General features: G+C 32.3%; 26 protein-coding genes and 1 riboswitch. Of the genes, 12 read left to right on the plus strand and 14 right to left on the minus strand.

Annotated elements, in window-relative coordinates:
* The 3 genes from pstC to cvfB form a co-directional block, all read right to left on the minus strand.
* Positions 1-927: a phosphate ABC transporter permease subunit PstC gene (pstC, locus tag HMPREF3239_RS10475; RefSeq protein WP_070855595.1), complete on the minus strand. Its 927-nt coding sequence runs from the start codon at positions 925-927 to the stop codon at positions 1-3.
* A gap of 186 nt (positions 928-1113) precedes the next feature.
* Positions 1114-2064 (minus strand): PstS family phosphate ABC transporter substrate-binding protein, encoded by a 951-nt coding sequence (locus HMPREF3239_RS10480; protein WP_070855596.1) that lies wholly within the window; start codon positions 2062-2064, stop codon positions 1114-1116.
* A 298-nt stretch (positions 2065-2362) separates the two neighbouring features.
* A complete protein-coding gene (cvfB, locus tag HMPREF3239_RS10485) occupies positions 2363-3262 on the minus strand; it encodes an RNA-binding virulence regulatory protein CvfB (RefSeq protein WP_070855597.1) in 900 nt (299 codons plus the stop codon).
* Between the two features lie 153 nt (positions 3263-3415).
* Here cvfB and HMPREF3239_RS10490 point away from each other — a divergent pair, with 153 nt between their 5' ends.
* The 9 genes from HMPREF3239_RS10490 to lysA all read left to right on the plus strand — a co-directional run bounded on the left by HMPREF3239_RS10490 (position 3416) and on the right by lysA (position 13947).
* Positions 3416-5020 carry an ABC-F family ATP-binding cassette domain-containing protein gene (locus tag HMPREF3239_RS10490; RefSeq protein WP_053030917.1) on the plus strand — a complete coding sequence of 535 codons (1605 nt, stop codon included), beginning with the start codon at positions 3416-3418 and terminating at the stop codon, positions 5018-5020.
* 264 nt (positions 5021-5284) lie between these two features.
* Positions 5285-5461, plus strand: a riboswitch (Lysine riboswitch).
* A gap of 85 nt (positions 5462-5546) precedes the next feature.
* A complete protein-coding gene (locus tag HMPREF3239_RS10495) occupies positions 5547-6749 on the plus strand; it encodes an aspartate kinase (protein WP_070855598.1) in 1203 nt (400 codons plus the stop codon).
* A gap of 63 nt (positions 6750-6812) precedes the next feature.
* The gene (locus HMPREF3239_RS10500; RefSeq protein ID WP_053030913.1) at positions 6813-7802 is read left to right on the plus strand and encodes an aspartate-semialdehyde dehydrogenase; all 990 of its coding nucleotides are present in this window, start codon (positions 6813-6815) and stop codon (positions 7800-7802) included.
* Position 7803: 1 nt separating this feature from the next.
* Positions 7804-8688, plus strand: coding sequence for a 4-hydroxy-tetrahydrodipicolinate synthase (dapA, locus tag HMPREF3239_RS10505; protein WP_053030911.1), 885 nt, complete (start codon positions 7804-7806; stop codon positions 8686-8688).
* Positions 8688-9413 (plus strand): 4-hydroxy-tetrahydrodipicolinate reductase, encoded by a 726-nt coding sequence (dapB, locus tag HMPREF3239_RS10510; RefSeq protein WP_070855599.1) that lies wholly within the window; start codon positions 8688-8690, stop codon positions 9411-9413. Before dapA ends, dapB begins: the two co-directional genes overlap by 1 nt.
* Positions 9414-9451: 38 nt before the next feature.
* Entirely contained in the window at positions 9452-10171 is a 720-nt protein-coding gene (gene dapD, locus HMPREF3239_RS10515; RefSeq protein WP_070855600.1) for a 2,3,4,5-tetrahydropyridine-2,6-dicarboxylate N-acetyltransferase, read from the plus strand.
* Between the two features lie 274 nt (positions 10172-10445).
* On the plus strand, positions 10446-11597 hold the full coding sequence (locus HMPREF3239_RS10520) for an amidohydrolase (RefSeq protein WP_070855601.1): 1152 nt from the start codon (positions 10446-10448) through the stop codon (positions 11595-11597).
* A 6-nt stretch (positions 11598-11603) separates the two neighbouring features.
* Positions 11604-12680 carry an alanine racemase gene (locus HMPREF3239_RS10525; RefSeq protein ID WP_070855602.1) on the plus strand — a complete coding sequence of 359 codons (1077 nt, stop codon included), beginning with the start codon at positions 11604-11606 and terminating at the stop codon, positions 12678-12680.
* A gap of 1 nt (position 12681) precedes the next feature.
* Positions 12682-13947, plus strand: a complete 1266-nt coding sequence (gene lysA, locus HMPREF3239_RS10530; RefSeq protein ID WP_070855603.1) for a diaminopimelate decarboxylase — start codon at positions 12682-12684, stop codon at positions 13945-13947.
* A gap of 184 nt (positions 13948-14131) precedes the next feature.
* Here lysA and HMPREF3239_RS10535 read toward each other — a convergent pair whose 3' ends face one another.
* From HMPREF3239_RS10535 to msaA, 8 genes are all read right to left on the minus strand, one after another.
* Entirely contained in the window at positions 14132-14827 is a 696-nt protein-coding gene (locus HMPREF3239_RS10535) for a hypothetical protein (RefSeq protein WP_070855604.1), read from the minus strand.
* A gap of 9 nt (positions 14828-14836) precedes the next feature.
* Positions 14837-15694 (minus strand): ABC transporter ATP-binding protein, encoded by an 858-nt coding sequence (locus HMPREF3239_RS10540; protein ID WP_070855605.1) that lies wholly within the window; start codon positions 15692-15694, stop codon positions 14837-14839.
* Positions 15681-16091 carry an Msa family membrane protein gene (locus HMPREF3239_RS12350; RefSeq protein ID WP_070855606.1) on the minus strand — a complete coding sequence of 137 codons (411 nt, stop codon included), beginning with the start codon at positions 16089-16091 and terminating at the stop codon, positions 15681-15683. Before HMPREF3239_RS12350 ends, HMPREF3239_RS10540 begins: the two co-directional genes overlap by 14 nt.
* A 4-nt stretch (positions 16092-16095) precedes the next feature.
* Positions 16096-16602 (minus strand): CPBP family glutamic-type intramembrane protease, encoded by a 507-nt coding sequence (locus tag HMPREF3239_RS10550; RefSeq protein ID WP_242450162.1) that lies wholly within the window; start codon positions 16600-16602, stop codon positions 16096-16098.
* A 371-nt stretch (positions 16603-16973) separates the two neighbouring features.
* Positions 16974-17924 (minus strand): ISL3 family transposase, encoded by a 951-nt coding sequence (locus HMPREF3239_RS10555; RefSeq protein WP_070855607.1) that lies wholly within the window; start codon positions 17922-17924, stop codon positions 16974-16976.
* Entirely contained in the window at positions 17921-18268 is a 348-nt protein-coding gene (locus HMPREF3239_RS10560) for a transposase family protein (protein WP_070855608.1), read from the minus strand. The genes HMPREF3239_RS10555 and HMPREF3239_RS10560 overlap by 4 nt, the downstream gene beginning before the upstream one ends.
* 193 nt (positions 18269-18461) lie before the next feature.
* Positions 18462-18662, minus strand: coding sequence for a cold shock protein CspA (gene cspA / locus HMPREF3239_RS10565; RefSeq protein WP_002433901.1), 201 nt, complete (start codon positions 18660-18662; stop codon positions 18462-18464).
* Positions 18663-18866: 204 nt separating this feature from the next.
* Entirely contained in the window at positions 18867-19175 is a 309-nt protein-coding gene (gene msaA, locus HMPREF3239_RS10570) for a regulatory protein MsaA (RefSeq protein WP_070855609.1), read from the minus strand.
* A 163-nt stretch (positions 19176-19338) separates the two neighbouring features.
* Here msaA and HMPREF3239_RS10575 point away from each other — a divergent pair, with 163 nt between their 5' ends.
* Genes HMPREF3239_RS10575 through HMPREF3239_RS10585 form a run of 3 tightly spaced genes read left to right on the plus strand, consistent with a single transcriptional unit; the run spans position 19339 to position 21432 of the window.
* Positions 19339-19608 (plus strand): acylphosphatase, encoded by a 270-nt coding sequence (locus HMPREF3239_RS10575; protein WP_070855610.1) that lies wholly within the window; start codon positions 19339-19341, stop codon positions 19606-19608.
* A gap of 21 nt (positions 19609-19629) precedes the next feature.
* Positions 19630-20256, plus strand: a complete 627-nt coding sequence (locus HMPREF3239_RS10580; RefSeq protein ID WP_053030888.1) for a 5-bromo-4-chloroindolyl phosphate hydrolysis family protein — start codon at positions 19630-19632, stop codon at positions 20254-20256.
* A 27-nt stretch (positions 20257-20283) separates the two neighbouring features.
* The gene (locus HMPREF3239_RS10585; RefSeq protein WP_070855611.1) at positions 20284-21432 is read left to right on the plus strand and encodes a toxic anion resistance protein; all 1149 of its coding nucleotides are present in this window, start codon (positions 20284-20286) and stop codon (positions 21430-21432) included.
* A gap of 133 nt (positions 21433-21565) precedes the next feature.
* Here the strand turns inward: HMPREF3239_RS10585 and brnQ are convergent, their stop codons facing one another.
* From brnQ to HMPREF3239_RS10600, 3 genes are all read right to left on the minus strand, one after another.
* A complete protein-coding gene (gene brnQ / locus HMPREF3239_RS10590; RefSeq protein WP_070855612.1) occupies positions 21566-22882 on the minus strand; it encodes a branched-chain amino acid-like transporter carrier protein BrnQ3 in 1317 nt (438 codons plus the stop codon).
* Positions 22883-23011: 129 nt separating this feature from the next.
* Entirely contained in the window at positions 23012-24901 is a 1890-nt protein-coding gene (locus HMPREF3239_RS10595; protein WP_070855613.1) for a vWA domain-containing protein, read from the minus strand.
* Positions 24902-24913: 12 nt separating this feature from the next.
* Positions 24914-25705, minus strand: coding sequence for an ATP-binding protein (locus tag HMPREF3239_RS10600; RefSeq protein WP_053030879.1), 792 nt, complete (start codon positions 25703-25705; stop codon positions 24914-24916).
* Positions 25706-25798 lie beyond the last annotated feature (93 nt).

Raw genomic sequence — 25798 nt, forward strand, 5'->3', positions numbered from 1 at the left:
TTAATACTCCTCTCTGAAGCGTTTCGAAATCCAATAAGAAATTAAGTTCATTATTAACGTGAAGATAAACAACGTGAAACCAACGGCATAAATACTGTAGTACATATCTGAACCGAATGTAGCATCACCAGTTGCAACTTCTACGATATAACCAGTCATCGTTTGAATTGAATTTGTTAAGTTTAGTGATGCTGTAGGTGAACTACCAGCCGCTAATGATACGATCATTGTTTCACCGATGGCTCTAGAGATACCTAGAACGATTGAAGCTACGACACCAGAGGCTGCAGCTGGTAATACTACTTTTGTAGCAACTTCGAATTTAGTTGATCCTAATCCGTAAGCACCCTCACGAATTTTATTAGGCACAGATGCCATAGCATCTTCACTCATACTTGTAATGACAGGAACAATCATGATACCTACTACAATTCCTGGGCTGACAGAGTTAAAACTATCAAGCGCTGGAATAAACGTTCTTAAAACAGGTGTTACAAACGTTAAAGCGAAGAAACCAAATACAATTGTTGGAATACCTGCCAAGATTTCTAGAATTGGTTTAATAATACGTCGTGCTTTGTCACTTGCATATTCACTTAAATAAATAGCTGCGCCTAATCCGATAGGTACTGCGACGATCGTTGCGATAACAGTAATTTTTAAAGTACCAATTACAAGTGCCCAGATACCATATTTAGGATCAGAACCTGTTGGGTTCCAGTCTTTAGTGAATAGGAATTCAACGATAGATACGCGTGTGAAGAATGTTATTGTTTCAGTTATCAAAGTGAATAGAATACCGATTGTAGTTAAAATTGAGATTGCAGCTATAATACCTAAAATAATGGGTACGATTTTATCACTAAAACCGCCCTTTTTAGCGTTATTTTTAGCTATCAAGTCTCTAACATTAGTTTCCGATGCCATATATAACCCTCTCTTTTTCTCCCAATAAATTTAAAAAAGCGCTAGAAATTATCAGGTAAACAATGAGTTCAAATTAACCTTAAAACATTTTAACAATCACCCATATATTCGAGAACAAGGTAGCAGAGTTGCTACCTTGTAATACCCCTTGAATAATTCCCAGCCCTTTGTTATTAATAATGATTATTATTTATCTGATTTTTTGTCATATTTTTCTAAGCTTTTAAGTTCATCTTTGTAAACTTTTTCTGGTGAAGCTACATAACCAGCATCTTCAGCAGATTTACCTTTGTCTTCTAATGTGAATTTGATGAATTCTCTCATTACGTCATTATCTTTTAATGATTTTTCTTTAACATATAAGTATAATGGTCTACTTAAAGCATATGAACCGTCTTTGATTGTTTCTTTAGTTGGTTCAGTAGTTTTGCCTTCATCGTCTTTGATTTTAACTTCTTTTAATTTATCTTTGTTTTGTTCGTAGAAGTTATAACCGAAGTAACCGATACCCTCTTTGTTTTTCTCAACTGATTGAACAATTACGTTAGTATCTCCGTTTTTCTCAGCTTTGATATCTTCTTTGTTCATTACTTCCTCTTCGAAGAAATCATAAGTACCATGACTTGAGTTTGGAGAGAATGCTTTGATTTCTTTATCAGGCCAGCTTGAATTTACATCTTTCCAAGTTTTAGCTTCGCCACTGTAGATTTTTTTCAATTGATCTTTAGATAATTCTTTAACGAAGTCGTTATCTTTGTTTACAGCAACTGTTACACCATCTTGTGCAATTTTGTATTCTTTATATTTAATATCTTTGTCTTCTAATTTTTGTTTTTCTTCATCTTTAATAGGTCTAGAAGCTTGTGAGAAATCAGTTTCGCCAGCGATGAATTTTTCAAAACCAGCACCAGTACCTGCTTGACCAGATGAAATAGTAGCGTTTGGATGATCTTTAGCCCATTTTTCGTTTAATTTTTCAACGATAGGAGCTACTGTTGATGAACCTTCACCTTTGGCTTCACCTTTAAGGTCTTTGCCATCTCCAGAACCACTTCCACTGCTATCTCCACCGCCACATGCGCCTAATAATACCGAAGCGCCTAAAACAGTTGTACCAACTAATTGCCATTTTTTCATTGAAATATCCTCCTAATAGATAACCCAAAATGTTATATGTATTTCTTACAGTCCTTATATTACATACCTCTTGTTAATACAAAATGGTTTAAATGTAAATTTTTTGTTAAGATTATAGAAAAATTAATACTAAGCATAAAGATTGTCTATGAAAATAAAAAAAGGGGCTGGAGAGAATTCTTATCGAATTCATCTTCCAGCCCCACATGTATGACTAGCGGTTAGAAAAATTTCTTGAAATGACATAGCGTATTAAAACCACTATTTAAATAGAAGGAAAATGTTTGAATCGAGATGATTAATCTTTTTCTACACGACTCCAACCTTTTTTAGTTAAAGAAATTTTTCCTGTTTCAATATTAATAATTTTATGTTTGTATAAGTGACCAATGGCACGTTTGAATGAACCTTTACTCATGTTGAACACTTCTTTGATTGCTTCTGGGCTTGATTTATCCCAAAAAGGTAATTCACCTTCGTATTCGACTAATAAATCAAATATTAATTGACCATCATCATCAAGACGTTCATGAGCTAAAGGTAAAAATGAACCATTTAGTTCACCTTTATCGTTATGACCAATAATTCGAACTTCTACTTCTTCCCCTAAACGTGGCTCTTCTTTACGTTCTGATTCATGTACAAAGATTTTATAGCCATCATTTGATAGCAAGAAACTTCCTATTCTTAATAATCGATATGGTCTTGCTTTAATAAGTTCATTTTGTTTTTCGTCATCATAAACTGGCGTAAACATTTTTTCTACGATTGTTTCACTAGCTAGACGCGCAAACATTTGATTTTCTCTATCGATACGTAATGTAACGAGTACATAATCTCCAGTTTGTGGCCATAATGACTTCACTTTCGGTAAATCTTCCCAAGGAATAAGTACTTCTCTTGGTAAACCAACATCTACACGTGCACCATCACGGTCTGTTTTTAACACTTTGGCAAAATCATATTTGTCTTTCGTAATGTCCGGCATATTTTGAGTTGCAAATAATTCTCCAGAACGGTTTGGATAGATGAAGAAACTGTATTCTTCACCTGTTTCTAATTCATCTTCATCATTGATTTCTGATTGATTTAATTTTACTTGTTCACCATTTGGACCTTTTAAAAGGTATGTAGAACCTTCTAAACCAATGACTTCTAAAAATTCAATTGAACCAACGATATCTTTATCTAATGCCATAATATTCTCCTTCAAGGGTTTGTATTCTACATCATTATAACATGCATAGTAAAAACAAGCATTCACACGTTTACATTTACATTAGGTCGAAACTCTATACAGAATATGATATAATTTTTGCGTTAGATAAACGATAAATAAAGGAGTAAATGCATGCTACAAGTAACTGATGTAAGTTTACGTTTCGGCGATCGTAAACTATTTGAAGATGTAAATATTAAATTTACTGAAGGTAATTGTTATGGACTTATTGGTGCCAATGGTGCTGGTAAATCAACGTTTTTAAAAATTTTATCAGGAGAAATTGATTCTCAAACAGGACACGTTTCAATGGGTAAAGATGAACGTTTAGCTGTTTTAAAACAAGATCACTTCGCTTATGAAGATGAACGCGTATTAGACGTCGTTATCAAAGGTCATGAACGTTTGTATGAAGTAATGAAAGAAAAAGATGCCATTTATATGAAACCGGATTTCAGTGATGAAGATGGTATCCGTGCTGCTGAACTTGAAGGTGAATTCGCTGAAATGAATGGTTGGAATGCAGAAGCGGATGCTGCTTCCCTACTTTCAGGTTTAGGTATCGCTACTGAATTACACGATAAACAAATGTCTGAATTAGAAAATAATCAAAAAGTGAAAGTTTTATTAGCTCAAAGTTTATTTGGTGAACCAGATGTACTTCTACTCGATGAGCCTACCAATGGTTTAGATATTCCTGCCATTAGTTGGTTAGAAGATTTCTTAATTAATTTCGATAATACAGTCATTGTTGTATCACATGACCGTCACTTTTTAAATAATGTATGTACACATATTGCTGATTTAGATTTCGGTAAGATTAAATTATATGTAGGTAACTATGATTTCTGGTATCAATCAAGTCAATTAGCTCAAAAAATGGCTCAAGAGCAAAACAAGAAAAAAGAAGAAAAAATTAAAGAATTACAAGACTTTATTGCACGTTTCTCAGCAAATGCTTCTAAATCTAAACAAGCGACAAGTCGTAAAAAACAATTGGAGAAAATTGAATTAGATGATATTCAACCTTCTTCAAGACGTTATCCATATGTTAAGTTCACGCCAGAGCGTGAAATTGGAAATGATTTATTAACCGTACAAGGTCTATCTAAAACGATTGATGGTGAAAAAGTACTTGATAATATCTCATTCACTATGAATCCAAATGATAAAGCGATATTAATTGGAGATAGTGAAATTGCTAAAACAACACTATTGAAAATTTTAGCTGGTGAAATGGAGCCAGATGAAGGTACATTTAAATGGGGTGTAACGACATCATTAAGTTACTTCCCTAAAGATAACTCAGAATTCTTTGAAGGTGTAGACATGAATTTAGTAGATTGGTTACGTCAATATGCGCCTGAAGATGAACAAACTGAAACGTTCTTACGTGGATTCTTAGGACGTATGTTATTTAGTGGTGAGGAAGTTAAAAAGAAAGCGAGTGTACTTTCTGGTGGCGAAAAAGTTCGCTGTATGTTAAGTAAAATGATGCTTTCAAGTGCGAACGTTTTACTATTGGATGAACCTACGAACCATCTTGATTTAGAAAGTATTACAGCAGTAAATGATGGCCTTGCTTCATTTAAAGGTTCAATCATCTTTACGTCATATGACTTTGAATTCATCAATACGATTGCAAACCGTGTCATTGATCTAAATCAACCAGGCGGTTTATCTAAAGAAGTCCCTTATGAAGAATATTTACAAGAAATTGGTGTATTACAAAAATAAATTTATAATTTAAAATAAGGTTGAGATTAAAGTATATCGTTTAGAACATGTCGATTAAGTTCTAGAATAGGATTACTTTGTGTCTCAACCTTAATTTTTTATACTAATTAAAGGTCTCAACACTGAAATTTTTACACTTTTAATTCATATTTACCTTCATGATGAAAAATAGCCTTTAATTTTTCAGTCTATTTCAAAAAATCACAATTATCGGTTTACAGACACAATTGCCATATGTATAATATAAAACATAGCAATTGAATAAGAAATTGATGAGGCGCATCAATCATTAGTATATATTAGATACACTGTCTGCAACAGCTAATATAGAAAGGGTGCGATGCCGAAATGAATCATAATCGCAGGTATGATTTGTTGGACTTTGTGGTTAAGAGCTGAGAGTTTGTCATTATTTAAAAATAATGGAGTGCATCACTTGTATATAAATTATGAGCAAGTTCGAGCATTCCGAACTTGCTCTTTTTTTATAACGTGTGCCTCCCCCTAATCTGTAGGAGGTATCGTATTGAAACGAAGTGTTTTGAAATTTGGCGGTTCATCCGTTGCTGATTTTACAAAAATAAAAAATATAGCTAAAATGCTGAAACGTCGAGTAGACGAAGGTGAACAATTAATTGTAGTAGTCAGTGCTATGGGGAAAACAACAGATCAACTAATGGATAATGTCTTCCATTTGACTGCGACACCTAAAGATGAAGAACTTGCACTGTTACTTACTACTGGTGAACAACAAACGGTATCCTATTTATCAATGGTGTTAAATGATATCGGTGTGACTGCTAGAGCCATGACTGGTTATCAAGCAGGTATTAAAACGGTTGGTCATCATTTGAAAAGCAGAATTGCAGAAATTGATTCAAAAACCTTTGATCAAGCTTTTCAAAATAACGACATTTTAGTCGTAGCAGGCTTTCAAGGTATCAATGATGAGTTAGAACTTACAACTTTAGGTCGTGGTGGTTCTGATACAACGGCAGTTGCCTTAGCAGCAAGTAATCAAATACCTTGTGAAATATATACAGATGTTGATGGTGTCTATGCAACCGATCCAAGAGTTCTTAGTCGAGCAAAGCGCTTAGATTATGTATCTTACGAAGAAATGATGGAAATGAGTGCACTTGGTGCAGGTGTACTTGAAACCCGTAGTGTTGAGCTTGCTAAGAATTACGATATACCATTGTATTTGGGAAGAACACTATCAAATGTGAAAGGAACGTGGATTATGCCAAGAACAGAAATTCTAGAAAAGAAAGCAGTCACGGGCGTCGCTTTAGATAAACATATGATGCATGTAACGATAAGCTACCCCCTACCTGACAATCGTTTGTTAACGCAATTGTTTACAGCGTTAGAAGATGGCTCAGTTAATGTAGATATGATATCGCAAATCGTTAACATCGAAGGGCTACAATTATCGTTTACGATTAAAGATAGTGATGTGCATCAAATTTCACATATTTTAAGTGGGCTTTCCGCTCAATTTGAAGCTTTAGATTATAAAATTAATGAAGCCTATGTCAAAATTTCATTAATTGGTTCAGGCATGAGAGATATGTCAGGCGTAGCATCCAGAGCGTTTATTACACTAATTAACGCCAACATCCCTTTTTATCAAACAACAACTTCAGAAATCAGTATTTCATATGTCATTGACGCTGAAAATGGCGAAAAAGCCGTAGAGCGATTATATGAGGCATTTGATATATAATTCATATAACATTTAAATTAAATTTTAGGAAAATTCAAACAAATATTATTGGAGTGATAAATTATGACAAAATTAGCAGTGGTTGGAGCAACAGGATTAGTTGGAACAAAAATGTTAGAAACTATTGATCGTAAACACATTCAATTTGACGAATTGGTCTTATTCTCATCTGCAAGATCTGCGGGGAAAGAAGTTGAATTTCAAGGTCAAACATATGTTGTTCAAGAACTAACAGAAGATGCAGCTAGTGCCCACTTTGACTATGTTTTAATGAGTGCTGGTGGCGGTACAAGTGCACAATTCGCCCCTATTTTTGAAAAAGCTGGTGCAATCGTTATTGATAATTCAAGCCAATGGCGAATGACTGAAGATGTAGATTTAATTGTACCTGAAGTTAATCAACCAGAATTCAAACGTGGTATTATTGCCAATCCTAACTGTTCAACAATTCAATCGGTAGTGCCATTAAAAGTGTTACAAGATCAATTTGGTTTAAAACGTGTGGCATATACTACGTATCAAGCAGTTTCAGGCTCTGGAATTAAAGGTAAACGAGATTTAGCAGAAGGTGCAAATGGGAAAGAACCAGAAGCATATCCACACCCTATTTACAATAATGTGTTACCTCATATCGATGTGTTTTTAGAAAATGGATATACAAAAGAAGAACAAAAAATGATTGATGAAACACGCAAAATTTTACATGAACCAGATTTAAAAGTCACAGCTACATGTGCCCGCGTTCCGGTACAAGATAGCCATAGTGTTGAGATTGACGTTACGCTTGATAAAGAAGCAACTGTACAAGACATTAAAGCGTTATTCGATAAAGATGATCGTGTTGTATTAGTTGATAATCCTGACAATAACGAGTATCCTCAGGCACTTACTTCTACTGGTAAAGATGACGTGTTTGTTGGTCGTATTCGTAGAGATGACTCATTGGATAATACGTTCCACGTATGGTGTACGTCAGACAATTTATTGAAAGGTGCAGCCTTGAATGCCGTGCAAGTATTAGAGCAAGTAATCAATTTAAAAGGAGCTAGATAATATGCCACATTTATTCGAAGGTGTAGGTGTAGCACTTGCTACCCCATTCAAAAATAATGAAGTTGATTATAATGCATTAGAGAGACACGTAGATTTCCTTTTAGAAAATGGTGTAAAAGCTATTATTGTTAATGGAACTACAGCTGAAAGCCCTACTTTAACTGAAGAAGAGAAAGCGCATATTCTAGAATCAGTGATTCAACAAGTCAATCATCGTGTGACAATTATCGCAGGTACAGGTACTAATAATACTGCCAAATCTATTCAAGCATCACTACGCGCAAAAGCACTTGGTGCGGATGCAATTATGCTGATTACACCCTACTACAACAAAACGAATCAACGTGGATTAATTAAACACTTTGAAACGATTGCAAATGAAGTTAAATTACCTGTAGTACTTTATAATGTACCTTCTCGAACAAATATGACGATTGAACCAGAAACGGTTGAAACATTAAGTCATAATCAATACATTGTTGCAATTAAAGATGCTACAAATGATTTTGATTATTATGAAGATGTAAAACGTCGTATTGATCAAGAAACTTTTGCATTGTATAGCGGTAATGATGACAATGTTGTTGACTTCTATAATAGAGGTGGCAATGGTGTTATATCGGTTATTGGTAATGCTATTCCTAGAGAATTCCAAGCATTATACGATGCGAAACAACGTGGAGAAGATATTTCAAAAGATTTTGAACCGATTGGTAAATTATTAAGTGCATTATCTGTTGATGTTAACCCTATTCCGATTAAAGCGTTAACGAGTTATCTAGGATTCGGAGATTATGAATTACGTTTACCACTGATTCCTTTAGAAGTAGAAGATGCTAAAGTATTAATTGACGCATTTCAACAATTTAAAGCAGGTGAACTTTAATGAAAATATTACTTATAGGTTATGGCGCAATGAATCAGAGAGTGGCACGTTTGGCAGAAGACAAAGGTCATGAAATTATCGGTGTTATAGCGCCACAAAACAATGAAACAACGCCATATACGCATTACAGTCATATTGCTGATGCGCAAAATGAAGCGGATGTGGCTATAGACTTTTCAAATCCTAATCTATTATTACCTCTACTTGATGAGCAATTTCAATTGCCTTTAGTGGTAGCTACTACTGGTGAAAAGGAAAAAATAGTTGAAAAGTTAAATGAATTAGGTCAAAGCATGCCTGTCTTCTTTAGTGCAAATATGAGTTATGGTGTGCATGCATTAACTAAAATATTAGAAGCTGCAGTGCCGCTTTTACAAGATTTTGATATTGAGTTGACTGAAGCACATCATAATAAAAAAGTAGATGCCCCTAGTGGCACATTAGTTAAATTATATGACGTCATCAAAGACTTACGTCAAAACAGTACACCTGTATATGATCGTCATGAGCGCACTGAACAACGCAGTAAAGATGAAATTGGTATTCACTCTATTCGAGGTGGCACTATAGTTGGTGAACATGACGTGTTATTTGCTGGAATAGACGAAACCATTACAATTACGCATAAAGCACAGTCAAAGGATATCTTTGCTAACGGTGCCATTACTGCCGCAGAAAAATTAATAAATCAATCTAATGGTTATTACACGTTTGATAATTTATAAAATATAAAATTCTATCTATTATTAAGGAGAGTTCAATTATGGTACAACACTTATCAGCTGAAGAAATTATTCAATATATCAGTGATGCTAAAAAATCCACACCATTAAAAGTATATGCCAATGGACATTTTGATGGTGTTACCTTCCCAGAATCTTTTAAAGTATTTGGTTCTGACGATTCTAAAGTTATTTTTTGTGAAGCAGATGATTGGAAGACATTCTATGAAGCAAATCAATCTGTAATTACGAAGTTAGAAATTGAAATGGATCGTCGAAATTCAGCTATTCCGCTTAAAGATTTAACGAATACGAATGCGCGTATTGAGCCAGGTGCATTCATTCGAGAACAAGCAATTATCAAAGATGGCGCTGTTGTAATGATGGGTGCAACGATAAATATTGGTGCAGTTGTTGGCGAAGGCACTATGATTGATATGAATGCAACACTTGGTGGTCGTGCTACTACTGGTAAAAATGTACATGTAGGTGCTGGTGCTGTGTTAGCAGGTGTTATTGAACCCCCTAGCGCCTCTCCAGTAATCATTGAAGATAATGTGTTAATCGGTGCGAATGCGGTTATCTTAGAAGGCGTTCATGTTGGTGAAGGTGCAATTGTTGCTGCTGGTGCTATTGTCACTCAAGACGTTCCAGCTGGTGCAGTTGTTGCTGGTACACCAGCCAAAGTCATTAAACAAACTTCTGAAGTTGAAGATTCTAAACGTGAAATCGTTTCAGCATTAAGAAAATTGAATGACTAATGCGATATGTATTTGATAAGTGTCTGTGGCACAATTTATTATTTTATGGCTATAATGCATGATTGTAATAGCTGACTGAACTGAGAAGGCGCTTAACATAAGCTCTTCTCAGTTTTAGTTATTCTCGAGAGTGATGACGCGCTAGTATGACGGGTTATTCTTTCTCTATTCTCACACTTTAATCATATTTTAAATTACAATCACACCATACATAAAAAGATGAAATAAGTTACAATAATGATAAGACGAATATAGTAAACAAAGGAATGATATGATGAGCGAATTAGAGTTTGTAACGAAACATAGAAGACATTTACATCAACATCCAGAATTAAGTCTACATGAGTTTGAGACAACAGAATACATTACACATTTTTTAGATGACTTAGGGGTTTCTTATGAGAGACCGCTTGAAACAGGTGCAATTGCTTATTTAAAAGGTAATAGTGATCATACCGTTGCATTTCGAGCAGATATTGATGCGTTACCTATTTTTGAAGAAAATGATGTTGACTATCGTAGTCAAACAGACAACGTGATGCATGCGTGCGGCCATGACGGTCATACAACGGCATTAATGTTATTTGTTAAACGTTGTAAAGAGATGTTTGATAAAGGGACACTACCGCATAATGTTGTATTTATATTCCAACCTGCTGAAGAAACTGGCGGCGGTGCGAATCGCTTAATTAAAGCAGGCGCGTTTAATAATTATCCAATAGAAGCCGTTTTTGGCATTCATGTTAATCCATTTGCAGATGAAGGACAAGTTGTAATCCGCGATGAAGAAATTACAGCCAGTGCAACTGAGTATCGTTTCTTTTTAAAAGGGCTATCTAGTCATGTTGCGGATAAAGAACAAGGTCATTCTTGTGGCGAAGCGCTATTACATGTTCTAAATCAAGTTGGTCAGATACAACAGTATCATCTTAACGGATTGAAACGAAACATTGTTCATATGGGACATTTTGAAGCTGGTGAGGCAATAAATACAGTAGCTAGCCACGGATATTTAGAAGGTACAATTAGAACGTATGACCCTAATGATTTAAATGTAGTTAAAACTCAAATGCATAAAATTGCTGAAAGTGTAAGTTTATTATTTAACGTAGAATGTGAAGTGAAATTTGAAGAAGGCTATCCTCCTACGATGAACAGTCCTAAACTACGTGCAAGTGTAGAACAAGCAATTAATGCTGCGAATCTAGAAGTAATAGATAAGCCCCTACCTTTCTTATTTGGTGAAGACTTTAGTTTCTATGGCCAACAACTTGCGCCTGCTTACTTTGCATTCGTAGGTACACGTAACGAAGACAAAGGTTTTGTAACTGGCCTTCATACCTCTCATTTAAATTTTGATGAAAAAGTATTAATTGATGTGGCAAATTATTATGAACAATTGTTAATGCATTATGGAGAGGAGTAATTCACATTGACAGCAATATGGTCCGTCGATAAAGAAGCGTTTTTACAAAATGCTATTCAAGTTAAAAATGATAATTCAATAATGGCTGTAGTGAAGAACAACGCTTATCATTATGGTTTGGCGTTTGCTGTTACCTCTTTTTTAAAAGCAGGAATCCATACATTTAGCACTACTTCTTTGAAAGAAGCCATTAAAGTACGCGAATTAGCACCTAATGCCACGATATTCTTGATGAACGCAGTTTATGATTTTGAAAAAGTAAGAAAATATCAAATTCAAATGACCTTACCGTCATTAGCGTACTATTATAAATATAAGAATGATTTAAGTGGTATCAAAGTGCATCTCGAATATGAGAATTTACTTCACCGTTCTGGATTCAAAACATTAGAAGAAATTAAAGAAGTTATTGAAGACCATCTAGCGAATACAAACGAAGATAAAATGATTATTAGTGGCGTATGGACCCACTTTGGTTATGCGGATGAATTTGATGTTCCAGAGTATGGTGTAGAGCGAGAGGCTTGGATAAATGTGGTGAATGCATTGTTAAAAGATGGTTATCAGTTTGATTTCATTCATGCGCAAAATAGTGCAAGCTATTATCGTGAAGGTCAAATACTATTACCGCAACATACCCATGCACGTGTAGGCATCGCGTTATATGGTTCTCGTCCTTATAGCCGATTAGGCACACAGATTATTAAGCAATCACTGACTGTTAAAGGTAATGTGATTCAAGTGCGTGAAGTTAATGCTGGAGATTATTGTGGGTATAGTTTCGCATTCGAAGCGACTCGTGATCACACACGATTAGCAGTTGTAGACATCGGTTATGGTGATGGTATCCTTAAATCGAGAGCTAAACATGACGCATTAATTAATGGTAAGCGTTACCCTATTCGTGCATTAATGATGAGTCATATGTTTGTGGAAGTCGATGATGAAGTCGATGCACAAGATGAAGTGATATTATATAATGACGATATACGCATTGATGAATATACATTCAAAGGTGTTGGCGCTAACTCAGAACAACTTAGTGCGATGAATCATGATTCTCTCATAAAGGAGTATAGATAAAATGGCAGTAAAATATAATGATTATGGTGAATTAACAATGGCAGGCACAAGTTTAAAGACGCTTGCTCAAAGCTTTGGTACCCCTACTATTGTTTATGATGAAGATGAAATCCGCAATCAAATGCGTAGATACCATAAAGCTTTTCAAGAAAGTGGTTTGAAATATAATATTTCTTATGCATCTAAAGCTTTCACTTGTATACAAATGGTTAAATTAGTACAAGAAGAGGATTTACAATTAGATGTAGTATCTGAGGGTGAATTATATACTGCATTAGAGGCGAAATTTGATCCTAGTAAAATTCACTTCCATGGTAACAATAAAACAAAACATGAGATTCAATATGCTCTAGAAAATGGCGTTGGTTACTTCGTCATCGATTCACTTGAAGAAATTGAATTAATCGATAAATACGCAAGTGATTCGGTGAATGTAGTTATACGTGTTAATCCAGGTGTTGAAGCGCATACACATGAGTTTATTCAAACTGGACAAGAAGATAGTAAATTCGGTTTATCTATTCGTCATGGTTTGGCTATCGAAGCGGTTAATAAAGTGCGTGATTCAAAACGTTTACATTTAAAAGGCGTTCACTTCCATATCGGTTCTCAAATCGAGGGTACTGAAGCAATGATTGAAACTGCTAAAATAGTACTAAATTGGTTATCTGACAATGATATTAAAATTGAGCTGCTTAATATCGGTGGAGGTTTTGGTATTAAATATATTGAAGGTGATGTTAGCTTCCCTATTGAGGAAGGCATCTCAGAAATAACTAACGCAATTAAAGCGGAAACTGATAAATTGAATTATGAAGTGCCAGAAATAGGTATTGAACCTGGTCGTTCAATCGTTGGTGAAGCTGGTATAACATTATATGAAGTTGGCACAATTAAAGAAATTCCTAATGTGAATAAATATGTATCGATTGATGGCGGTATGAGTGATCATATTAGAACAGCTTTATACGATGCGAAATATCAAGCGTTATTAGTGAATCGTCATGAAGAAGCTGATGATACGGTAACGATTGCTGGTAAATTATGTGAATCAGGCGATATTATTATTCGCAATGCGAAACTCCCTTCTTCTGTTCAACGTGGTGATTACCTAGCGATTCTTTCTACAGGAGCATATCATTACTCAATGGCTTCTAATTACAATCAAATGCAGAAACCACCTGTGTTTTTCTTAAAAGATGGTAAAGCACGTGAAGTTATTAAACGCCAATCATTACGTCAATTGATTATTAACGATACTAAATAACAATTACCAATTTAAAAAAATAATTCTAAAGAATGTTAAAAGAAAATTTAAACTTAAAACCTACGTAGACTTTATAAATTTTGCTACGTAGGTTTTTAATATCTTAATAATTAATTCTATTATATATATACTAATATTGTAATTTTTTAAAAATAAGTTTTGATACAAGATATATAACTATTATTTATACTAAAGTAATTACACTCATTATTAATAAATTTTGCGAAAAGCTAATATTACTATCTAATTTGATAAAATTAGAAGGGAAAAGCTTAATTTTATCAATACTGTCTGTAACTTTTATGAGAATAAATCCTGTAATTAAAGTAATAATAGTTACTCCAGTATTAAAACGTATAGATGCAATAAGTGATAAAAATATTAAAATAGCATCGGTAAAAAATAAGCCTATCAAATTTGTCATTAGATAATGATTATATTTAGTATCTTTTAATAATAAAGAATGTGATGAATAATCATGATTATTCACAAAATATAAATAAACAATTATTGAGGATACACATAATATAATTAGAAAAGTAATATAAACTATAATGATTGATAAAAATTTATTATTAAAAATTTTATTTCTATTCTGATCTTTGAAAAAAAGAAGACGACTAGTACTAATTTCATTATAGAATAATATTGATGCTAAATAAGCAACTATTATTAATGATAGCATTGACTTTTGCTGGGTATCATATATCGCAATAAAGGTTTCCAAAAAGCTTACACTACCAGCTTGACTAGCTGAGAGTGATAAGAAATTACTATTTAAAAATTGTGCTAAAAATATTAATAAAGGATAGAGACCTAGAATTAAAAGTAACCATGTGGCGCGTATCTTAAAAACATACATGAATATAAATTTAAACATTAGTAATACCTACTCTTGATAAAAATATGATTCTAAATCATGTGAGTTATGTATAACTTCTAATAAAGAATTATCACTTAACTCTACAAGTAATTTAGACAAGTTATCGTTCTCATTTTTTATAGTGACAATATTTAAGTCGATTTTTTCAATAAATGAGAACTTAGAAAGTAAATTGTCAATATTGTTAATTGTTTTTTTAAATTTCAATTTTATAATATTGTTTTGTTCTTTAACATCTATTTCTGTAATCTTTCGTTTATTTAATAATAAAAACCTTGTGCACAATCCTTCTAATTCTTTTAATTGATGACTAGATATTAAAAAAATTGTGTCATTCTCTTTAGAAAATTGTTCGATTATTGTTATTAATTTTTGTACTCCAATAGGATCTAAACCTAAAAATGGTTCATCTAAAATAGCAACTTTTGGTTTGATTATTAAACATAACGCCAAACATAATCGCTGTTTCATACCATATGAAAAGTATTTTACTTTCTTCGAGTTATCTTCTAGAGCAACTAGATTTAAAATTTTACTTATATCTTTAGAATATTCTGTTTTATTATTAATTTCTAAGTAATATTCTAAATTTTTTCTGGCGCTAATTTCAGGGAAATAGATTTGATTAATCATAAATGCAAAATCATTTAAAACGTTATATTTACTATTTATATCAATGCCATTATAAAAAATATGACCTTGGGTAGGCAACTGAGATTTAGCAATTAGCTTCATTAAAGTAGTTTTACCTGCCCCATTAGTACCAAGCAAACCGACTTTTTCACCTTTACATATTTTGAAATTTATATTTTCTAAAATTGCTTTTTTATGATACTTTTTTGAAATATCTTTAAATTCTAACATGTTTCTCCCCTTTTTTAAATTTAATAAATATTATGAATAGTTGAGGTATTAAATAAGCCAATATTAAAAAAATTACTTGAGAGATTTCTAACATATTTGGTGACACTTGTATATTTATATCATTATTATCAATATTATATTTAGAAACATATTCTAAATAACCATCTAAATTCATAATATATAAACTGTAAATTATATAATAAAAAACATTAAATGCAACAGTGATTAACACATGTAATATTGATGGTTTAACAAAGATTATTGCTATTGAAGAAATTAAGCAAGGAATAATAATAGTTAAAACAGTTGATAAAAATAAATTTATATCTAAGCCCAAATAAGCTAAATAAATATAAAAAATACAATTTACTAAAATCGAAATAAGTGCTAATTTCATACAATCACCCTATTACTTTTGAAACTAAAATATTATAAATCCAATGAACACTTATAGATGCCCTAAGACCAAAAGCATATCTTAATAAATATAATAAAATACTAGATGGAAATCTAATTAATAAATTTGTTATTATTGACTCATTTAAATGTAATAACAAAGAAAACAATAAAGAACCTATAATAATTGAATTGATAAAACTAAAATTATTTAATAGAATTTTATAAACAACTTCTCTAAATAAATATTCTTCTCCCATTGCAATTGTTAAATAAAATAATGTTAATTTAAAATCATCAAAAAAATAAAACACTAAAATAAAAATAATTGTGTAAATTAATATATTTGAAAATTTATACATTGAGTATGGATCGAATTTATAAGAAAAAATTGAAGAAAGATAAGTAGGTATTATTAAAAAACAGATGTTAATACTTAACAATAAAACTATAAACTCTAAAAATTCTGATTTTATTAGATAAGCAGTTAAGCCTATTAATAAATTTAGCATCATTGAACTACTGAGTATTATACAAATAATTGCAAATATACAAATTATTCTTCGATTTTTTAAGATTGATATTACCATTTAATATGACGGCCACGATAGCCGATATAAAATCTACCAATTGAGAATTGGAATATATCTAAAAGTTTTAACATAATCATCTCTCCTTTCTCCTACTTATCAGTGTAATAATAATATATTTATACAATAAAAACAATATTTTATTTTGTACCATTCAATAAAAGGTAAACTCATTTTTCGTACAATCCTTTTCTAAAGCCATTATTAACTTAAAATAAAAGGTTCTACGCAAACATCGGTTGATAAATAAAAAAATTATTTAATTATAATAAGATTAAGCGACAAGGTGGAAATCAGACTTTTTTTAGTCTTGGTTTCCTTTTTGTTTTTTTAAATAATCGTTCTTTGATGATTATACGACATTTGAAATTCTCGAAGTTACGATAACCGTAAGCTATACGTTTTTGAACTTTAATTTTATTATTAAAACCTTCGATAGGTCCATTTGATAAATGTGGAAAATTGAACGTATTCATAATATGTGGTGAAAATTTATCGAATGTATTTAATACTCTATTTAAACCTTTAGAAATAGATGTTTCGTCTTTAATACAACTAAAGAACTTTTCCGATTGATTGAGTTTTAAAGCCCGTCTAAGCTGATGGCCTACTTGATGCGTAAATTTAAGTATGTCATTTCCTTCTAGCATATAATCCAAGACACCTTGAGGTGTCATCCATTTGTCGAAGAGTTTAACAGGGCCATAAACAAAGCTTTCTAGATTTTCTGTATCGGTAAGAAATATCTTCCAATGCCGTTTTAACTTATTATAAAATCGGTGATCTGTGTATCTAACTTCATTCATCAAACGGATACGCGCAGTGTTAATTTCTCTATTGATAGATTGAACAATGTGAAAACGATCAATAATGATGCGCGCATTAGGGAATAATTCCTGAATCATGTAAATATAAGCTTTAAACATATCAATGGAAACAGTTTTTACTTTTTTACGTTCTTCTAAAGAAAAATGATAAAAGTAGTCAAGAACAAATCGTTTTTTACGACTTTCGATGATATCTCCAAATTGATGTGTTAAGCCATCACAGTACACCATGCTCATTTGACCGTTTACTGTTTTAAGTTCATCAATCATAATGTGTTCTGGTAAGGATTTAGATGGTGTCTGAGCTATCTCTTTAGCTGCTTCATTAATAATACGCGTAACCGTATGGAATGAGGTATTGGTACTTTCACTAATAGATTTGACCGAACGGTCTTGAACACTTTTATTTAAGATTATTTTTTTGTATTATTTGAAATCACACAATGTTTGTCTACTATTTCAGATTGAGCGACAAAGGTACTATGGCATTGGCGACATAAAAAACGTTGTTTTTTGAGCGAAATATACGTAGGAACTTCTGAAACTTTAGGTACTTTAATTAATATTTGGCGTTTACCATTTTTAACAATACGATGGTTTTCATTTGGGAAGCCACAGTTCTCACAATGATTAGGCGTATAAGTTAATGTGCCAAAATAACATTTAGCTGTTATATATCCATTGGAAAAACGTTCTACACGGTTTTCCAAAATAATATTTTCATCTTTAATTTCTAATGTTTCTGCGATACAATTACTCATAAGCGAGATATCTCTCCTTTTATTTGGTTTGGTCACTTAATATTATAGAGATATTTGCGCTCTTTTTGTATAAAAAATGCGGTTAATGAAACAATCAATTTGTTTCATCAACCGCATTTCTCTTAGAACCAAATAAAAAACACCTTACATCTTGGTAAGGTGTTACTAAAGTCAATATTTTACAATCTATTTATTATAGTTTTACAACGTTTGCAGCTTGAGGACCGCGGTCGCCTTCAACTACTTCAAATTCAACTGATTGACCTTCTTCTAATGATTTGTAACCATCTTGGTTAATTGCTGAGAAGTGTACGAATACGTCGTTTTCACCTTCAACTTCGATAAAACCAAAACCTTTTTCAGCGTTAAACCATTTAACTGTACCTTGTTTCATAATTCTGAAACCTCCAAGACTAAATTCTTTCAATATGCATTATTCGCATATTACAAAAAATACATGTGACAATTATGTATGAATAACGAAACGCTATAAATAACTCTTACAGATATTCTTTGCAATATGGAATAAAACCATTGCTTAGTAGTAATTATATGTTAGTTCTTACCAAATTGCAATACAATTATAGAAAATTATCTTTTAATTAATTTTTGGTAGATTATAATATACTTCTTTATTATTTAATACAATAAAACTATAAAATATTTGTAAGTCTTCTTCGCAATCTTCACAAAAGTTTAAATCACAGTTGTTATAAAATGCATGAATATTGTATTTACCAACAACATAATTATCATAATCATTTTTACTTTTTGCAATTATATTTTTATAGTAATCAATCATTTCAGCATACGTTGAAAATTGATGTTGTTCAACAATTTTATCTGTCCAGTCACTAAATAACCACCATCCCTCGTAGTCAGCTCTGATCTTGGTAACTGTCCACATATATAAATCCCCTCTCAATTAACCTATAATACTTATTTTAACTATTTTATATCTGAATTAAAAATATAATGGCTCATACTTTTGACTGATAGCCTCTTGACTCAATAGTAAATATTAGTTTTTTAGTATAAAACTACGTATAATAAGTGTAAGAGGTGATACTATGAAGCAAAAGCATTTACAAGTGTTTGGAACTGTTCAAGGTGTAGGTTTTCGATATTACACTCAAAGATTAGCAAACAAATATCATGTTAAAGGTACAGTTCAGAATGTAGATGATTATGTTGAAATATATGCAATAGGTAATGACGATAATATTGATCAGTTTATTAATGCTGTGATCAATGGTGCATCACCTGCTTCACATGTTACACACTATGAACTTGAAGAAACTAATTTGAGTGAAGATTTTACAGACTTTAAATCGATTTAAATATAAAAAGGAAGATGTCATTTGAGATACAATATTTCTCGACTTTTTGGCGTGATTGTGGGGGTTCCAGTAGCAATAGTGTCATGGTTGATCAGCGTTTTTGGCTTTGATTTATCATTCATTATTGATGGTTTAATAGGAATTGGGATGTTTTTTGTGTCCTACTTCCCTACTCAACGACTTACGTCTAAGAAGTATTTAACAGAAATTGGCCTTTCACGAAGAGACTATTATTACGTGAGAAACCATTTAAAGCAAACCCAAGACAAGATACGTACTATATTGAAGTCATTTATCAATGTAAGATCTATTCAGGATTTTAGACAAATAAATGATATCTATAGAATATCAAAGTCTATTCACTTTGCTGTTAAACAACGACCAGCAATGTTCTTTAAAGTTGAAAGTTTCTTTTATTCACATATAGACAATGCTTTAAATTTAATTGAGTCGTATACTCGACTGGCTAAAATGCCAAAAAAATCAGTTGAAGAAAAGCAAAAATTAGAACAAACACGTATCACGCTAGATGAAGTGAAACGTACACTAATTGCTGATTTGAAGAGAATCAATGAAGATGATTACGAACGTCTAGATGTTGAAATGCAACTTAATAAATTGGAACAAACACGTCATAAAGATAAATAGAATAAAGAAATGGAGCGATTTACTTAAATGTCTCGAGATGAACAATTTAACAACGCACATCCATTAGATGATTATATAGAACAACAACAGTTTAATAATTTGAATAATGAAAACAACATTAACCTAGCACATGATAATACAGTTTTAGACGATTTTCATCAACAATTTACTGATAAAGAACTACAAAAGATTGAAACTATTAGTCAACAAATTAAACCTTTAGATAATGATGGGTTACTAACTTATGGAACTCATTTACAAGAAAACATGTCTCAATTCTCGCATAAAATGTTGGATGAAGTGCAGACAAAAGATATTGGACCTGTTGGGGATTCACTTAATCAGTTAATGTCAAAACTAAAAGCCGTCAACCCTGATGAATTAAATCCAGAGAAACAATCTAAGTTGAAACGTTTATTTAAACGTACGAAAGCTTCTATTAATGAAGTATTTTCAAGAATGCAATCTGTTAGTTCGCAAATTGATAGAATTACAATTCAGCTTGATAGACACAAAAATAATCTATCTAAAGACATTAAATTATTAGATGGTTTATACCAACAAAATAAAGATTACTTTGATGATGTTAATTTATATATTGCTGCTGCTAAAAGAAAAAAACATGAAATACAAGCTGAAGATATTCCAAAATTACAAGCAAATGCGCATCAAAGTGGCAATCAAATGGATATCCAAGCTGTCGCGGATATGGAACAATTTGTTGATCGTTTAGATAAACGCATTTATGATTTACAATTATCTCGTCAAATTGCAATACAAACTGCACCACAAATCCGTATGATTCAAAATGTGAATCAGGCTTTAGCTGAGAAAATTCAAAGTTCGATTTTAACAAGTATTCCTCTATGGAAAAATCAAATGGCGATTGCCCTTACATTGATGAGACAACGTAATGCAGTGTCCGCGCAACGTGCTGTAACTGATACAACCAATGATTTGCTTACGCAAAATGCGGCGATGCTAAAACAAAATGCAATTGAAACTGCAACTGAAAATGAGCGCGGTATTGTTGATATTGAAACACTTAAATCGACACAAAGCGATATTATCGAAACGATAGAACAAACACTTCAAATTCAACAAAATGGTCGCCAAAAACGTAAAGAAGCAGAAAAAGAACTCGTTGGTTTAGAAGATGAATTAAAACAACACTAACTTTCTATGAAGAAAGAATAGCACATAAACAAAAGCACATCACAACTCAATTTGAGTCTGATGTGCTTTTTAATATCTTCGACTTGTTGCAAATTTTGTTAAAGAACTATTCTTTTTGATAAATAATATAGTCCTATTTTACAAACTTAGCGACTATATAACCAATAATGGTAGCAATCACTGCTATGGGGAACCACTCTAATGAATATTGCTTTAATGGTAAAGCATCTATAAATGACATCTTCACCCAACCATTAGAACTAATAACGCTCAAAATTGAAACGATACTAATGACAACAATTGGTATTTGTTGAGCAATTCGCTTAGTTGGTATAAATCTTGCAAGTAAGATAAGTAATACCACAGTTATTGCAACAGGATAAATAATACTCAATACTGGAACAGACATGGATATTACTGCATTTAAACCTAAATTGGACAATATAAAACTAATTAAAGTAAAGAATATTGTATAAGCTTTATACGAAACTTTAGGGAATATTCTATTGAAATACTGACTTACAGCCACTATTAAGCCGCAAGCAGTTGTCAAACAAGCTAATGCAACAATAATACCTAATAAATATTTGCCAAAGACACCAAAACCACTTGCTGCCATTGTTGTTAATAAGTAGGCACCTACATTTTGATCCTTAGCAGTTAAATTTTTAAGTGTTTCATTGTCTACGTTCATATGATTACCTATAAATCCTAATGATACGTATATGAAGATGAGTGCTACAGCTGCAATCAAACCTGACATTACTGTTTGTTTAAATATTTGATCTGCATGTTTTACCCCAGTTGCTTTTATTGCATTCACTACAATCATTGAGAAAGCAATTGCTGCAATTGCATCCATCGTTAAATAACCTTCTGTAAAGCCTTTCGAAAAACTTCCGATAGCTGAACTATAATCAACTTGATTTCCATGAGATGGCGTATTACCACTATAATCGACGAAACCTTTAATAATCATAGCTAAAATTGTTATCAACAATAGTGGCGTCAACAATGATCCGATACGATCTACAATTTTACCTGGATTAATACAAAGGTAAAGAACGATTAGGAAATAAATCAACGTAAATATGAATAGTATAAGATTACTATTTGTATGAGCAATTGGTGTGACAGTCATCTCGAATGAAGTTGAAGCTGTACGCGGAATTGCAAACAGAGGTCCGATTGTTAAATATATAATAATTAAAAATATAATTGAAAATTTAGGTGATATTTTGTTTAAAGAACCTACGTAACCTTGTTTGTCTAGAGCGCCTACAATAACGCCTAGTAACGGTAAGCCAATGCCTGTTAAACAAAATGCGATCACAGCGGGCCAAAAGAAATGACCACTATCTTGACCTAAATTTGGTGGAAAAATAAGATTACCTGCGCCGAAAAACATAGCGAATAACGTAAATCCTACAATCCAAGTATTCTTATTCATAGAATTGCTCCTTTTTATGTGTATGTTTGCAATATTAAACATTCTAGCATAAAAAGGAATTGCAAGTCTATGTGATTTCAGAAAATTTGAAAAGTTGATATATATTTAAAGCTATACTTATACAAAATTTTAAAATGATTTTAGTAGTAATTTTTTGAGTAATGGTGATAGATGGCTTGGAAGATTTTCTACGCCCTCAACAAATAAGGCATATTGTCCATAAATATTATGAATAGTTTGTTCAATGTCTTCTGTAATAACATCTTGACTCAAGAACACATTAAATACTTCAATACCATATTTACGTGCCATTTCTACCCCTTCATACGTGTCTAAAATACCATCTTGCGCATAATTGTAAGCTGAAGGTTCTCCATCAGAAAAGACGATTAGGAAACGTTGATTATGACTTCTTCTTAGTAAACGTTCGCTAGCAATACGTATGGCTACACCGTCACGGTTATCGTCTTGCGGGTGTAACGACATAATTCGTGGCCCGCTTTTTTCCATAGTTGAATAATCGTAATGAACAATTTCATCAATGATGTTAGGTTGTTTACGATCATCAGAATCAAATGCATCTTCATTGAATGCCAGTATTTCATGTTTAACATTTAATGCTTTAAGCGTTTCATGGAAAAGCACAACACCCTTGATTGTTTCCTCCATCTTATCGAACATACTTGCAGACACATCAATTAGTAATGTGAAAGTAGCATCGAACGTCTTACTTAAATCTTGTTTCTTATAAAATAATTTATATTGGTCATCGATAAACCAATTAGTTAAATCTCGTTGTAAACGACCTTTAGTTAAATTGTGACGTTCATCTACATGTTCTCGATCAATCGTCTTTTTAATAATTTGAATTAAATCTTTTGTTTCGAATTGAACATCATTTTTAACATCTTGATATGCTGGCAAGAAATCAGGTTCAATATCAGGTACATTCCATTTAATTTCAACATTTTCATTAATTCCTTTAAGTGCAAATGAAGCGTTCTCGCCAATGAACCCGCCTTCATCGTTGTTCAGTGTATTTTCTGACCCGCGCCCTTTTTTAGTCATCATATCCGTCATGTCGTCTGTGGAATCACCCTCACGCGCAGTATCATTATCACTCATAACCTCACTATTTTCACCCTCATGAAGTTCCATTTCAAGATATGCGCCGCCTTCTGATTTGCTATCTTGAGCTTTTGTTTCAGCTTTAGCAGTTTCTGCATCTGTATCTTCAGATGTATTATCTTTACCGTCAACGTTACTTGCATCCGTGCGTTTCAACTCATCAAATGACATTTCGTGGATTGCTTCATATACCCTGCGAGGGAGATGATAATATTCGTTTAACATATCTTTGTTTAACATATCATCAATTTGAAACATGATGCGTTGTGCTAAGTACATATTATCTTCTGATGTTTCATTTTGGAAAAAGTTAGGTAAGTACAGAAACATTGAATTTAAAATATCATCTAATTGTGAATCTATGGTTGGAATATCATAGAAGTTTTGGCTTAGAAATGCTTTTTCTAAATATAAAAATAACAAGTCAGTATATACTGTTTTAGTCTTATAAAATTTGATTTGAGACTCCGTATAAGACAATCGGGTTTGTAAACGTAAATCTATTAATTTAGCTGTGCTAGGACGTGCAATACGAATATGATTAAACACACGCATATCTTCAAGTAATCTAAAAAGTTGTTGATAGAACTTCGGATGTGCAAATTCATCATCATGAAGTACATTATTAACAATAGTTTCATCCATCATTTGATATCCGTAAGCGGCAAGCATGACATCTGTTTTAAGTCCAGCTTTCTCTATATGGTCGGGACGGTGCGACCAGAACCAACTTGTAATCAATGTGTTGTTGATTGGATCATAATAAGGGAATTTTTGAATTTTAACTTGTGTTTGTTCATTTTTGAGAAGTAAGCGTGCTAAGTCTTGCAACATCATAACTTGCTTAGCATCTAATTGCTCATCATTAAATTTGATAAAACGATCGCTCATAATAATCCCTCTCTAAAAGTTTAATTCAATCGCATTTTTGATTGCTTGTTGTTCACGCTCATCTTCTAATTTATCAATAATCGTACGTTGAATCGCACGTTCAATTGGCATGACAGTAATTAAATCACTTAAGTCAATTAATGCCCTAATACTTGCTGCTTCTTCAGAAATTTGTCCCTGTTTAGACATCGTGCGCAAATCTTCGTTAAATTTAATGATTTGCTCAATAATTGCATCATCTTGAAGTTGGCTTTGCTGTTTAATAACGTCTTTAAGTATATCACCATCAATGTAATCTACTTGAATGACGACAAAGCGGTTTTTTAGAGCTTCATTCATAGGAAGTGTACCTACATACCCTTCGTTAATTGCGGCAATGACATTGAATCCAGGCGCAGCTTTGATCACTTCGCCAGTAAATGGATTAGTAAGTTGACGTCGATAATCTAGCACACCATTGAGAATTGGCAATGTTTCAGGTTTAGCCATATTAATTTCATCGATATAAAGGATATGACCTTCACGCATGGCTTTAATAACGGGACCATCGATAAACACAATTTCTTGTTGCCCTTGATCATTAGTTTTAATTGTTTTGAATCCAAGTAAACTTTCAGCATCTAAATCTACAGAACAGTTGACTTGATGCATTGGTGTATCTACAGTAGCACTAAGTGTTTCGGCTAATTTTGTTTTACCCGAACCTGTAGGTCCTTTTAGTAAAATGTTCTTATTTAAACTAAATAAAGCTTTAGCATCATTGAATACTGACTCATCTGAATTGATATATTGATTTTTAATCATTTTGATTACTTACGCTCCTTCTTTAAAATGAAAAATAGACTAAGAGATTAAATTGAATGAAGGTAATGTATTGTTTAGCACAACCTATACATC

The sequence above is a fragment of the Staphylococcus sp. HMSC34C02 genome, from assembly GCF_001838705.1.
Classification (GTDB): domain Bacteria; phylum Bacillota; class Bacilli; order Staphylococcales; family Staphylococcaceae; genus Staphylococcus; species Staphylococcus borealis.